Origin of the sequence: Pseudomonas gingeri, from assembly GCF_013386115.1 — a bacterium.
Taxonomy (GTDB): Bacteria; Pseudomonadota; Gammaproteobacteria; order Pseudomonadales; family Pseudomonadaceae; genus Aquipseudomonas; species Aquipseudomonas gingeri.
The window spans coordinates 37120-50218 of record NZ_JACAOR010000016.1 but is presented as its reverse complement, the minus strand read 5'-3'; the positions used below and the strand labels follow the sequence as shown (position 1 = coordinate 50218).

At 60.5% G+C, this 13099-nt stretch carries 10 protein-coding genes; 6 read left to right on the top strand and 4 right to left on the bottom strand.

The window, feature by feature from the left end; all coding sequences use genetic code 11:
- Nucleotides 1–45: 45 nt before the first annotated feature.
- Complete coding sequence (locus HX881_RS30415; RefSeq protein ID WP_370591000.1) at nt 46–2520, bottom strand: DNA translocase FtsK; 2475 nt, start codon at nt 2518–2520, stop codon at nt 46–48.
- Between the two features lie 236 nt (nt 2521–2756).
- Here HX881_RS30415 and trxB point away from each other — a divergent pair, with 236 nt between their 5' ends.
- From trxB to infA, 4 genes are all read left to right on the top strand, one after another.
- Complete coding sequence (trxB, locus tag HX881_RS30410) at nt 2757–3707, top strand: thioredoxin-disulfide reductase (protein ID WP_177088258.1); 951 nt, start codon at nt 2757–2759, stop codon at nt 3705–3707.
- Between the two features lie 9 nt (nt 3708–3716).
- Entirely contained in the window at nt 3717–4397 is a 681-nt protein-coding gene (aat, locus tag HX881_RS30405; RefSeq protein WP_177088256.1) for a leucyl/phenylalanyl-tRNA--protein transferase, read from the top strand.
- 55 nt (nt 4398–4452) lie between these two features.
- On the top strand, nt 4453–5160 hold the full coding sequence (locus tag HX881_RS30400) for an arginyltransferase (protein WP_042934459.1): 708 nt from the start codon (nt 4453–4455) through the stop codon (nt 5158–5160).
- Nucleotides 5161–5340: 180 nt separating this feature from the next.
- Nucleotides 5341–5559, top strand: a complete 219-nt coding sequence (gene infA, locus HX881_RS30395; protein WP_002553999.1) for a translation initiation factor IF-1 — start codon at nt 5341–5343, stop codon at nt 5557–5559.
- Between the two features lie 241 nt (nt 5560–5800).
- On the opposite strand, the gene clpA is transcribed toward infA, so the two are convergent.
- Both clpA and clpS read right to left on the bottom strand, forming a co-directional pair.
- Nucleotides 5801–8071 (bottom strand): ATP-dependent Clp protease ATP-binding subunit ClpA, encoded by a 2271-nt coding sequence (gene clpA, locus HX881_RS30390; protein ID WP_017123850.1) that lies wholly within the window; start codon nt 8069–8071, stop codon nt 5801–5803.
- Nucleotides 8072–8099: 28 nt separating this feature from the next.
- A complete protein-coding gene (gene clpS / locus HX881_RS30385; protein WP_017123849.1) occupies nt 8100–8462 on the bottom strand; it encodes an ATP-dependent Clp protease adapter ClpS in 363 nt (120 codons plus the stop codon).
- A 227-nt stretch (nt 8463–8689) separates the two neighbouring features.
- Here clpS and cspD point away from each other — a divergent pair, with 227 nt between their 5' ends.
- Nucleotides 8690–8989 (top strand): cold shock domain-containing protein CspD, encoded by a 300-nt coding sequence (gene cspD, locus HX881_RS30380; protein ID WP_244861833.1) that lies wholly within the window; start codon nt 8690–8692, stop codon nt 8987–8989.
- Between the two features lie 49 nt (nt 8990–9038).
- Here the strand turns inward: cspD and icd are convergent, their stop codons facing one another.
- Entirely contained in the window at nt 9039–10295 is a 1257-nt protein-coding gene (icd, locus tag HX881_RS30375; RefSeq protein ID WP_017123847.1) for an NADP-dependent isocitrate dehydrogenase, read from the bottom strand.
- A 503-nt stretch (nt 10296–10798) separates the two neighbouring features.
- On the opposite strand from icd, the gene HX881_RS30370 reads away from it, so the two are divergent.
- Nucleotides 10799–13024, top strand: a complete 2226-nt coding sequence (locus HX881_RS30370; protein ID WP_017123846.1) for an NADP-dependent isocitrate dehydrogenase — start codon at nt 10799–10801, stop codon at nt 13022–13024.
- The last annotated feature ends 75 nt before the right edge of the window (nt 13025–13099 follow it).

Below are 13099 nucleotides of genomic sequence, written 5' to 3'. Positions count from 1 at the left end.
GAATTCGTTTGAAAGGCATGCCGCGTGACCTCACGCGGCACAGGATCAGTCGCGCATCGGCCCTGGCGCAAGCACTTCGCGCGAGCCGTTGGTGTTCATGGCTGTCACCACCCCGGCCATTTCCATGGCCTCGATCATGCGGGCAGCCCGGTTGTAGCCGATCTTCAGCTTGCGCTGGACCGCGGAAATCGAGGCCCGGCGGCTTTCCAGGACGAACTGCACGGCTTCGTCGTACAGCGCATCGGTCTCGGCATCATCGTCACCGCCGCCACCGCCGCCATTTTCAAAGCCGCTGCCGGCTTCTTCGACGCCGTTGAGGATATCGTCGTTGTACTCCGGCGCACCGCGCAGCTTCCAGGCTTCGACCACCCGGTGTACCTCGTCGTCGGACACGAACGCGCCGTGGACCCGGATCGGCAGGCTGGTGCCCGGCGGCATGTAGAGCATGTCACCATGCCCCAGCAACTGCTCGGCGCCGCCCTGGTCGATAATGGTCCGGGAGTCGATCTTGCTCGACACCTGGAAGGCCATGCGGGTCGGGATGTTGGCCTTGATCAGACCGGTGATCACGTCCACCGAGGGCCGCTGGGTCGCGAGGATCAGGTGGATACCAGCCGCCCGCGCCTTCTGCGCGATACGGGCGATCAGTTCCTCGACCTTCTTGCCGACGATCATCATCATGTCGGCGAATTCGTCGACCACCACGACGATGGTCGGCAGCTTGGTCAGCAACGGTGCTTCGTCGTGGATGCTTTCGCGGTTGTACAGCGGGTCGGCAATCGGCTCGCCGCGCTCCTGGGCTTCCTTGATCTTGGCATTGAAGCCCGACAGGTTGCGCACGCCCATCTTCGCCATCAGCTTGTAGCGCCGCTCCATCTCGGCGACGCTCCAGCGCAGGGCGTTGGCGGCGTCCTTCATGTCGGTGACCACCGGGCACAGCAGGTGCGGAATGCCTTCGTAGATCGACAGTTCGAGCATCTTCGGGTCGATCATGATCAGCTTGGCGTCTTCCGGGCCGGACTTGAACAGGATCGACAGGATCATCGCGTTCACACCCACCGACTTACCGGAACCGGTGGTACCGGCCACCAGCAGGTGCGGCATCTTCGCCAGGTCGGTGATCACCGGCCGGCCGCCGATATCGTGGCCCAGGGCCAGGGTGACCGGCGACTTGAAGTTGTCGTACTCGGGGGTCGACAACACCTCGGAGAAGCGCACGATCTGCCGGTCTTCGTTGGGAATCTCGATACCGACGGTGGTCTTGCCGGGAATCACTTCCACCACCCGCACGCTGGTCACCGCCAGCGAACGCGCCAGGTCCTTGGCCAGGTTGGCGATACGGCTGACCTTGACGCCAGCGGCCGGCTGGATTTCGTAACGGGTGATCACCGGGCCGGGGTGGATCGAATCCACCGACACTTCGACCCCGAATTCCTTGAGCTTGATTTCCAGCAGGTGGCCGACGGCCGCCAGTGATTCCGGGGAGTAATTGAGCTGTTTCTTCTCGGCCGGGTCGAGAATCGAGATCGGCGGCAAGGTGCCTTCGACCGCGCTGTCGATGAACAGCGGCGCCTGTTTCTCTTTCTCCACGCGCTTGCTCGGCTGCGGCGGCTTGACCGGTGCCGGGGCGATCACCGGCGGAACGTGTTTCTCCCGCTCGGACATGTGCTTGCTCAAGGCCTGCTCACGCTCGATCAGTCGTTCCTTGGCCTTGGCCTGCTCGCGCTTGTCGGCGATGCTCGGAGCCACCACTTCCTCGACCCGGGTATCGACTTCCCGCAGTTGCGCCACCAGTTGCTTGCGCTCGGTACGCGCTGCCCACCAGCGATTCAGCGCGCCCTGGAACAGCTCGAAGAGGTCCAGGGTGATCTTGCCGGTAACGTCCATGACCTTGAACCATGACAGGTCGGTAAACACCGTCAGGCCGAACAGGAAAAGGGCAATGAACAGCAGCGTGCTGCCCTGGATGTTCAGGGCATTGCGGGCCAGGTCGCCCAGGCTTTCGCCCAGCGCGCCGCCAGCACCGGCCGGCAGGCCGGTCGGTGAATGGAAATGGATGTGCGCCAGCGCGGCGCCGGACAGGACCAGGAACACCAGACCGATCAACCGCCAGGAAAACAGCCAGCCGCTCCACTGCCAGGGCTCATGGCGCTGACGGAAGATCTGCCAGGTCTTGATCGCCAGCAACAGCGGGAACACGTAGGCGAAGTAACCCAACACCATGAACAGGATATCGGCGCTGTAGGAACCGGCAGGCCCGCCGAAGTTCTGCACATCGTCGATCTTGCTGTTGTGACTCCAACCCGGATCGTCCTTGCCATAGGTAAGCAAGGCCATCATCAGGAACAGGCACAAGGCACCGATGGCAATCAGCGCGCCTTCCTTGAGACGATAGTGCAGTTGCTGACGCCAGAGCGGCACGACTGCTTTAGGGGGTGTAGCGGTGGATTTCTTCAAAACGCGTCTTTTCCTGCGCCCAAGGCGCGCCCAGCTGTTGATTGACGACAAAATACTGCCCATTCGGGGCAGGTGAACAGTTCTCTGGCTCTACCTGGACTATTTTCAATATCAGTCCTTTGTATGATCGGCACTTGCCACTTCAGAAACTATCATCGTTACATGATGGACATTGTACGGGTTTACACGCCCGATGCCACGCCGTTGCCGCTTGGGTGTAGCATAGCCAACGGCGCTTTTCATGCTCTTCAATTTGAGCATGCATTCTCTTTTGTGACAAAGGCTTATGAGGTGTTTTTATGAGCGAAGCCAAGCATTCACGCCTGATCATCCTGGGCTCCGGCCCCGCCGGTTACAGCGCTGCCGTTTATGCCGCCCGCGCCAACCTCAAGCCTGTCGTCATTACCGGCCTGCAAGCCGGCGGTCAGCTGACCACCACCACCGAAGTCGACAACTGGCCAGGCGATGTCGAGGGCCTGACCGGTCCGGTCCTGATGGAGCGCATGCAGAAACACGCCGAGCGTTTCGATACCGAGATCGTCTACGACCACATTCACACCGCGGAGTTGCAGCAGCGGCCGTTTATCCTCAAGGGTGACAACGGTATCTACAGCTGCGATGCCCTGATCATCGCCACCGGCGCCTCCGCGCAGTACCTGGGCCTGCCCTCCGAGGAGGCCTTTGCCGGCAAGGGCGTCTCGGCCTGCGCCACCTGCGACGGCTTTTTCTATCGCAATCAGGTGGTCGCCGTCGTCGGCGGCGGCAATACCGCCGTCGAGGAAGCGCTTTACCTGGCCAATATCGCCAAGGAAGTGCACCTGGTGCACCGGCGTGACAAATTGCGTTCGGAGAAGATCCTCCAGGACAAGCTCTTTGAAAAGGCCGCCAACGGCAATATCCGCCTGCACTGGAACCAGAACCTGGACGAGGTGCTCGGCGACGCGAGCGGCGTGACCGGTGCCCGCCTGCGCGACAGCCTGAGCGGCGAAACCAGCGAGTTGTCGCTGGCCGGCGTGTTCATCGCCATCGGCCACAAGCCCAATACCGATCTGTTCCAGGGCCAGCTGGCCATGCGTGACGGCTATCTGCAGGTGCGGGGTGGCAGCGAAGGCAATGCCACGGCGACGGAAATCCCCGGGGTGTTCGCCGCCGGCGATGTCGCCGACCATGTCTATCGCCAGGCCATCACGTCGGCGGGTGCCGGCTGCATGGCGGCGCTGGATGCCGAGAAGTACCTGGACGATAACTGATTGAATGCCATGCTGACCTGGTTACAACGCGACTCCCTGACATTCCCCCCGCTGGCCAAGGCCATGCGCGAACCCAACGGGCTGCTGGCCGCTGGCGGCGACCTATCCGCCGATCGGCTGATCCAGGCCTATCGCCACGGCTGTTTTCCGTGGTTTTCCGAGGGCCAGCCGATTCTCTGGTGGTCACCGGACCCGCGGACCGTGCTGTTTCCCGACGAACTGCATGTCTCGCGCAGCCTGGGCAAGCTGCTGCGCCAGCAGCGCTATCAGGTTACCTTCGATCGCGACTTCGCCGCCGTCATCCAGGCCTGTGCGGCGCCACGCGCCTACGCCGACGGTACCTGGATCACCGGGGCGATGCAGAATGCCTACCTGCAACTGCATGAGCGCGGTTTCGCCCATTCGGTCGAGGTCTGGGACCAGGACCAACTGGTCGGCGGCCTGTACGGCCTGGCGATGGGCCAGCTGTTTTTCGGCGAATCCATGTTCAGCCGCGCCGACAACGCCTCGAAAGTCGGCTTCGCGACCCTGGTCAACCACCTGAAGGCCGCGGGCTTTGTCCTGATCGACTGCCAGATGCCCACCGACCACCTGCACAGTCTCGGCGCCCGGGCGATTCCCCGCAGCACTTTTGCCGACTACCTGCGCCACCATCTCGACCAGCCCAACACGGCCCTGTGGGTTTCCTAGGCGAGTTCCACAGGCTGGCTTACACTTAATTCAAAGCTTATTCCGAGGGTTGATCATGACCGAGCTGGCGCGTTTGAAGTTTTATGCCACTCAACCCCACTCTTGCAGCTATCTGCCCGAAGAGCAGGCCACCACGCTGTTCCTCGACCCTAGCCAGCCCATGGACGTGCATGTCTACGCAGACCTGTCGGAGATGGGATTTCGTCGCAGCGGCGATCACCTCTACCGGCCCCATTGCCAGAATTGCAACGCCTGCGTGCCGGCGCGCATCCCCGTGGCGCAGTTCCTGCCCAACCGCCAGCAGAAACGCATCCTCAAGCGCAACATGGATCTCCAGGTGCGGGCCGCCAAGCCCGGGTTCAGCGAAGAGTACTTCGACCTGTACCAGCGCTATATCGAGCAACGCCACGCCGATGGCGACATGTTCCCGCCCAGTCGGGACCAGTTCTCGACTTTCCTGGTGCGTGACCTGCCCTTTTCACGGTTCTACGAGTTTCGCCTGGAAGGCCGGCTGGTCGCCGTGGCGGTGACCGACCTGCTGCCCAACGGCCTCTCGGCGGTCTACACCTTCTACGAACCGAACGAAGAACGCCGCAGCCTCGGTCGCTACGCGATTCTCTGGCAGATCGGCGAAGCCCATCGGATGGGCCTGGACGCGGTCTATCTCGGGTACTGGATCAAGAACTGCAAGAAAATGAACTACAAGACCCAGTATCGCCCGATCGAACTGCTGATCAACCAGCGTTGGGTGACCCTCAGTTAACCCCCCTCCCCTCGCAAAAACACCCGCATTCCGGCGACAGACGTCGCCGGAAACGCCTGGTTATTTTCGCCGGCACCACTAACCACTTGGCGTGAAGGTGGTTTTTCGGGCACAATGCACGCCGCTTTTGCCTGGCGCAGTTGCACCGGGCCATTCACTGGACACCGAGGGCTTTACTGCATGTCGAAAGAAGACAGCTTCGAAATGGAAGGCACTGTCGTCGACACCCTGCCCAACACCATGTTTCGCGTGGAGTTGGAAAATGGGCACGTCGTAACCGCGCATATCTCCGGCAAGATGCGCAAGAACTACATCCGTATTCTTACCGGTGACAAAGTGCGCGTCGAGCTGACGCCCTATGACTTGAGCAAAGGGCGCATCACCTACCGCGCCCGCTAATCAGGTCAATACAAGACGCCCGGCACTGCCGGGCGTTTTTGTTTGCGCATTTTTTGCCCCCCCCTGAAATCTTTCTTCTGTGGAAGCCGGCTTGCCGGCGATGAGGCCTGTGAGCCTTGCAGCGCCTGATCGGCCAACATCGCCAGCAAGCCGGCTCCTACAGGATCCATGGCATTTTCAGGGTCGCGAAGACGACAAAGGCGCCCGAAGGCGCCTTTGTCTGGTACTGCATCAGCCCGGATCAGGCCATTTCAGCCGTGGTTTCGAAGTCGAAGGTCAGCTCGCCATCCTTGATGTCGATGTGTACCACACCGCCATGGTCGGACAACTCGCCAAACAGGATCTCCTCGGCCAGTGGACGCTTGATCTTGTCCTGGATCAGGCGTGCCATCGGACGTGCACCCATCGCCGCATCGTAGCCACCTTCGGCCAGCCAGCTGCGAGCCGCGTCGGTCACTTCCAGCTGTACGCGCTTGTCTTCCAGCTGCGCCTGAAGCTCGGTAAGGAACTTGTCCACCACGCTCTTGATAACCTCATGGCTGAGGCGACCAAATTGGATAATGGTGTCCAGGCGGTTGCGGAACTCCGGCGTGAAGCTCTTCTTGATCACTTCCATCGCATCGGACGAGTGGTCCTGATGCGTGAAGCCGATCGACGCCCGGGCCGCGGTTTCAGCACCGGCGTTGGTGGTCATGATCACGATCACGTTGCGGAAGTCGGCCTTGCGCCCGTTGTTGTCGGTCAGGGTCCCGTGGTCCATGACCTGCAGCAGCAGGTTGAAGACTTCCGGGTGGGCCTTCTCGATTTCATCGAGCAGCAGCACGCAATGCGGTTGTTTGGTAATCGCTTCGGTCAGCAAGCCACCCTGGTCGAAACCGACATAGCCTGGAGGCGCACCGATCAGACGCGATACGGTGTGACGCTCCATGTACTCGGACATGTCGAAACGTACCAGCTCGATACCCATCGCCTTGGCCAACTGCCGTGCCGCTTCGGTCTTGCCGACACCGGTAGGACCGGCGAACAGGAACGAACCGACCGGCTTGTCCGGAGATTTCAGCCCGGCACGGGACAGCTTGATGGCTGTCGACAGCGAGTCGATGGCCGCATCCTGGCCGAATACGGTGAGCTTCAGGTCGCGCTCGAGGTTACGCAGCAGTTCCTTGTCGGAGCTGGTGACGTGTTTCGGCGGAATCCGCGCGATTTTCGCGACGATATCCTCGACCTGGGGCACTTCGATGCGCTTCACCCGCTTCTCGACCGGCTGCAGGCGCTGGTAGGCCCCCGCCTCGTCGATCACGTCGATGGCCTTGTCCGGCATATGCCGATCATTGATGTAGCGCGAAGCCAGCTCGGCCGCCGCACGCAACGCCTCGTCGCTGTATTCGATGTTGTGGTGCTGCTCGAAACGGCCTTTCAGGCCGCGCAGGATACCGATGGTGTCTTCGACCGAAGGTTCGGACACGTCGACCTTCTGGAAGCGCCGGGCCAGGGCACGGTCCTTCTCGAAGATGCCGCGGAATTCCTGGAAGGTGGTCGAGCCGATGCAACGGATATCACCCGAGGACAGCAGCGGCTTGAGCAGGTTCGAGGCATCCATGACGCCACCGGACGCAGCACCCGCACCGATGATGGTGTGGATCTCGTCGATGAACAGGATCGCCTGCGGACGTTTTTTCAGCTCGCCGAGCAACGCCTTGAAGCGCTTCTCGAAGTCGCCGCGATATTTGGTACCGGCCAGCAGGGCCCCCAGGTCGAGGGAATAGACGACGCTGTTGGCCAGCAGGTCCGGCACCTGGTTGTCGACGATGCGCTTGGCGAGGCCTTCAGCGATCGCGGTCTTGCCCACGCCCGCCTCACCCACCAGCAACGGGTTGTTCTTGCGTCGGCGCGCAAGGATCTGCGCCACGCGCTCGACTTCCATCTCGCGGCCGACCAGTGGATCGATACGCCCCTGGCGTGCCAGCTCGTTGAGGTTGCTGGCATACGCATCCAGGGGATTGCCTGAAGATGAAGACTCACCGCCCTCTTCGTCCTGCATATCCTGCTCGCCTTCGGAGTGATCGCCGTGCCCGGGCACCTTGGAGATGCCATGGGCGATGTAGTTGACGACATCGATACGCGCAACGCTTTGCTGCTTGAGCAGGAACACCGCCTGGCTTTCCTGTTCGCTGAAGATTGCGACAAGCACGTTGGCGCCCGTCACTTCGCGCTTACCGGAGCTCTGCACATGGAATACGGCACGTTGCAGGACACGCTGGAAGCCCAGGGTCGGCTGGGTTTCGCGATCTTCGTCATGAACGGGGATCAACGGCGTGGTGGAGTCGATGAACTCCTGCAGGTCGTGCTTGAGTTTGTCGAGGTTCGCACCACAGGCCCGTAGAACGGTTGCGGCGGCCTCATTATCCAAAAGGGCCAGCAGGAGATGCTCGACCGTCATGAATTCATGACGCTTCGAACGGGCCTCCTTGAAGGCTAGATTGAGGGTGACTTCGAGCTCGCGGTTTAACATAGTTCACCTCATACCCAAGTGGTCGGCGTTAACCGTCCTTCTCGATTTCACAGAGTAGCGGATGCTGGCTTTCCCTGGCGTACTGGTTGACCTGCATGGCCTTGGTCTCGGCGATGTCGCGGGTAAACACTCCACATACTGCCCGTCCTTCTGTATGAACTGCCAGCATGACCTTGGTAGCCAGCTCGCGATTCAGGTTAAAAAACACCTCGAGCACTTCGACGACGAAATCCATCGGCGTGTAGTCATCGTTGAACAAAACCACCTTGTACATCGGCGGCGCCTGCAATGCAGGCTTTGCTTCCTGTATGGCAATGCCCGCGGAATCGTCGTCGTGGAAATCCGGGCGATCCTGATTGAATGTTAGTCGAATCTGGCTGATTGCATGCATGGAAAGAAAGGTTCTGTCAGTTGAGCTGTTGCAGTAATGGGGACGTTTCGGACAGTTTCAATACCGACCGAAAGGCCACCTTGACTATCGGCAAATCGGTGTTACAACCAATAGAGCCCACATTGGGTAATAAAGGTCCATATCGTCAACCATTTTTCTGGTTCACGTAGTGAAGGATGAACTGGATGATACTCCAGTGATGGGGTCGTTTGCAGAGGGATATGAGCATGCCGAGCGGTAAGGTCAAGTGGTTCAACAACGCCAAGGGCTATGGTTTCGTCCTGGAAGAAGGCAAGGATGAAGACTTGTTTGCCCATTACTCAGCCATCAAGATGGATGGCTACAAAACCCTTAAGGCTGGCCAGGCAGTGAGCTTTAAGATCATCCAGGGCCCCAAGGGACTGCATGCGGTCGATATCACGGCAGTAGTCGCACCCACCGTGTCGCCCCACGCACATCATCATGACCATGATCACCACCATGAAGACAACAACGTCCAGTCCAAACCGATAAAAGCCAAGGCATAAAAAATACCCGGTTCAATCACTTGAACCGGGTATTTTTTCACCGCTCGATCTACATATGCCTGATCAGCGCATCACCAAAGCCGGAAGAAGACACCAGCGTCGCCCCCTCCATCAGCCGCTCGAAATCATAGGTTACAGTTTTCGCGCCGATCGCGCCGTTGGTCCCCTTGATGATCAGGTCGGCCGCCTCGGTCCAGCCCATGTGACGCAGCATCATTTCCGCGGACAGGATCAGCGAACCAGGGTTTACCTGATCCTTGCCGGCGTACTTGGGCGCGGTGCCATGGGTCGCCTCGAACATGGCGACGGTATCGGACAGGTTGGCCCCTGGCGCGATACCGATACCTCCGACCTCGGCCGCCAGGGCGTCGGACAGGTAGTCACCGTTCAGGTTGAGGGTGGCGATCACGTCGTACTCGGCCGGGCGCAGCAGGATCTGCTGGAGCATGGCGTCGGCGATGGCGTCCTTGACCACGACATTGCGACCGGTCTTCGGATTCTTGAACTGCATCCACGGACCGCCGTCGAGCAGCGTCGCGCCGAACTCCTCGGCCGCCACTTCGTAGGCCCACTCCTTGAAGGCCCCTTCGGTGAACTTCATGATATTGCCCTTGTGGACGATGGTCAGCGACTTGCGATCATTGTCGACAACATATTGCAGGGCTTTGCGCGCCAGGCGCTTGGTGCCCTCTTTCGATACCGGCTTGACGCCGATACCGCAATCCTGGTCGAAACGGATCTTGGTGACGCCCATTTCTTCCTTGAGGAACTTGATGACCTTGTTCGCTTCCGCAGAACCGGCCTTCCACTCGATCCCGGCATAGATGTCTTCGGAGTTTTCGCGAAAGATCGTCATGTCGACATCGCCGGGCTTTTTCACTGGGCTCGGTACGCCTTCGAACCAGCGCACCGGACGCAGGCAGACATACAGGTCGAGTTGCTGGCGCAGAGCCACGTTGAGGGAGCGGATACCCCCACCCACCGGAGTGGTCAGGGGCCCCTTGATGGAAACCACGTAGTCCTTGACCGCATCGAGGGTTTCCTGGGGCAGCCAGGTGTCCTGGTCATAGACCTGGGTGGCCTTTTCGCCGGCATAGACTTCCATCCAGGAGATCTTGCGCTTGCCGCCGTAGGCCTTTTCGACAGCCGCGTCGACGACCTTGATCATCACCGGGCTGATATCGACGCCAATACCGTCACCTTCGATGAAGGGGATGATCGGGTGATCAGGAACATTGAGAGAGTGGTCTGCATTGACGGTGATTTTGTCACCGACGGCCGGAACCTGAATCTTCTTGTATCCCATGTTGTACTCCATCTATGGATTGAACATCTGGCTGCGCTCGAGCCTACCCCAGTTAAATGTAGACGGAAACCTCGACCACCCCCATTTGCGCTGAAACGTCGTCAGTTCGCGGCGTACAAGCCTGAAATCAAAGGGAAAAGCGCCAATCTCCAGCATTTGCCAGCCGCATCCGCCGCTTTTGCCAGTGCGACCTTTAGACCAATGGACGAAAAGAGTTGTTTATGAACCCTCGGCGCTTTGCCAGCAACCTATGTATAATCGCGCCGCTGACCGTAGGGTCACGACGGCCGACCTCTCCCAGCTACCGAAATGTAGCCGAGACTTTCCGCCCAGAAGCCGGGCTGTTACCGCAGTCCGACCGCTTGACGCTCGACTGATGCAACCCAACATCACCGCGAAGAAACCTCGATATTCGGCTCATGGACGACTTTGAACGAACGCGCTTATCCGGCGCATCTCGAGTTTCTGCGCATGCTTTAGCAAAGAAGAGAGTTAATCCGAATATGCCCACCCGCTCGAAGATCATCTACACCTTCACCGACGAAGCTCCCGCCCTCGCCACCTATTCACTGTTGCCTATCGTAGAGGCCTTTACCGCTTCGGCTGATATCGCCGTGGAAACCCGCGATATCTCGCTGGCCGGACGTATTCTTTCGAGCTTCCCTGAACAACTGGGCGCCAAGGCCGTGCCGGATCACCTCGCCGAGCTGGGCGAGCTGGCCATCACGCCAGAAGCCAACATCATCAAGCTGCCGAACATCAGCGCCTCGGTTCCACAACTGCAGGCCGCGATCAAGGAACTGCAAGCCCAGGGCTTCAACATCCCCGACTACCCGGAAACCGTGAGCACCGACGCCGAGAAAGACGCTCGCGCCCGCTACGACAAGGTCAAGGGCAGCGCCGTGAACCCGGTCCTGCGCGAAGGCAACTCCGACCGTCGCGCGCCACTGTCGGTCAAGAACTACGCCCGCAAGCACCCGCACAAGATGGGCGCCTGGGCCGCGGACTCCAAGTCCCACGTCGCGCACATGAGCAACGGCGACTTCTACGGCAGCGAAAAAGCCGCCCTGATCGATGCCGCCGGCAGCGTCAAGATCGAACTGATCGCCCAGGACGGCACCTCCAGCGTCCTGAAAGAGAAGACCAGCGTACAAGCCGGTGAGATCCTCGACTGCGCCGTGCTGAGCAAGAACGCCCTGCGCAGCTTCATCGCCGCCGAAATCGAAGACGCCAAGCAACAAGGCGTCCTGCTGTCGGTTCACCTGAAAGCCACCATGATGAAGGTCTCCGACCCGATCATGTTCGGCCAGATCGTTGCCGAGTTCTACAAGGACGCCCTGGCCAAGCACGCCGACGTCCTGGCCCAGATCGGCTTCAACCTGAACAACGGCATCGGCGACCTGTACGCCCGCATCAAGGCCCTGCCGGCCGAGCAGCAGGCACAGATCGAAGCGGACATCCAGGCGGTCTACGCCGTTCGTCCGGCGCTGGCCATGGTCAACTCCGACAAGGGCATCACCAACCTGCACGTGCCGAGCGACGTCATCGTCGACGCCTCGATGCCGGCCATGATCCGTGACTCCGGCAAGATGTGGGGCACCGACGGCCAGCTGCACGACACCAAGGCCGTGATCCCGGATCGTTGCTACGCCACCATCTACCAGGCGGTGATCGAAGACTGCAAGCAACACGGCGCCTTCGATCCGACCACCATGGGCAGCGTGCCGAACGTTGGCCTGATGGCGAAGAAAGCCGAAGAGTATGGCTCCCACGACAAGACCTTCCAGATCAAGGCCGACGGCGTGGTCCGGGTTTCCGACAGCACCGGTCGCACCCTGCTGGAACAGGCCGTGGAAGCTGGCGACATCTTCCGCATGTGCCAGACCAAGGACGCGCCGATCCAGGACTGGGTCAAGCTGGCCGTCAACCGCGCCCGCGCAAGCAGCACCCCGGCGATCTTCTGGCTCGACCCGATGCGCGCCCACGACGGCGTGGTGATCGAGAAGGTCCAGACCTACCTGAAGGATCACGACACCAGCGGCCTGGACATCCAGATCATGTCGCCGGTCGACGCGATGAAGTTCACCCTGGCCCGCACCCGCGAAGGCAAGGACACCATCTCGGTGACCGGTAACGTCCTGCGCGACTACCTGACCGACCTGTTCCCGATCATGGAACTGGGCACCAGCGCGAAGATGCTGTCGATCGTTCCGCTGATGAATGGCGGCGGCCTGTTCGAAACCGGCGCCGGCGGTTCGGCACCCAAGCACGTTCAGCAACTGGTGGAAGAGAACTTCCTGCGCTGGGACTCCCTGGGTGAATTCCTGGCCCTGGCCGCTTCCCTGGAACACCTGGGCGTGACCTACAACAACCCGAAAGCCCTGGTGCTGTCGAAGACCCTGGACCAGGCCACCGGCCTGTTCCTCGACAACAACAAGTCGCCATCGCGTAAAGTCGGCAACATCGACAACCGCGGCAGCCACTTCTACCTGGCGCTGTACTGGGCCCAGGCCCTGGCCGCCCAGAGCGAAGACACCGCGCTGCAAGGCCAGTTCACCCAGCTGGCCAAGACCCTGACCGAGAACGAGGCGACCATCGTTGCCGAACTCAACGCCGTGCAGGGCAAGCCAGTCGACATCGGCGGCTACTACCACGCCAGCGCCGAGCTGATCAGCAAGGCCATGCGTCCGAGCGCTACCCTCAACGCGGCGATTGCCGCGCTGGTGTAAGCGTTCAGGAAACATCACAAACCCCGGCCTGGTGCCGGGGTTTGTGTTTGCGGCCCGAGCATTCATCGATCCGTG

Coding starts and splice junctions, on each gene's coding strand:
- HX881_RS30415 (WP_370591000.1), bottom strand. CDS start 2,520: ATGGGCAGTATTTTGTCGTCAATCAACAGCTGGGCGCGCCTTGGGCGC.
- icd (WP_017123847.1), bottom strand. CDS start 10,295: ATGGGATACAAGAAGATTCAGGTTCCGGCCGTCGGTGACAAAATCACC.
- HX881_RS30400 (WP_042934459.1), top strand. CDS start 4,453: ATGACCGAGCTGGCGCGTTTGAAGTTTTATGCCACTCAACCCCACTCT.
- cspD (WP_244861833.1), top strand. CDS start 8,690: ATGCCGAGCGGTAAGGTCAAGTGGTTCAACAACGCCAAGGGCTATGGT.
- HX881_RS30370 (WP_017123846.1), top strand. CDS start 10,799: ATGCCCACCCGCTCGAAGATCATCTACACCTTCACCGACGAAGCTCCC.
- infA (WP_002553999.1), top strand. CDS start 5,341: ATGTCGAAAGAAGACAGCTTCGAAATGGAAGGCACTGTCGTCGACACC.
- trxB (WP_177088258.1), top strand. CDS start 2,757: ATGAGCGAAGCCAAGCATTCACGCCTGATCATCCTGGGCTCCGGCCCC.
- clpA (WP_017123850.1), bottom strand. CDS start 8,071: ATGTTAAACCGCGAGCTCGAAGTCACCCTCAATCTAGCCTTCAAGGAG.
- clpS (WP_017123849.1), bottom strand. CDS start 8,462: ATGCATGCAATCAGCCAGATTCGACTAACATTCAATCAGGATCGCCCG.
- aat (WP_177088256.1), top strand. CDS start 3,717: ATGCTGACCTGGTTACAACGCGACTCCCTGACATTCCCCCCGCTGGCC.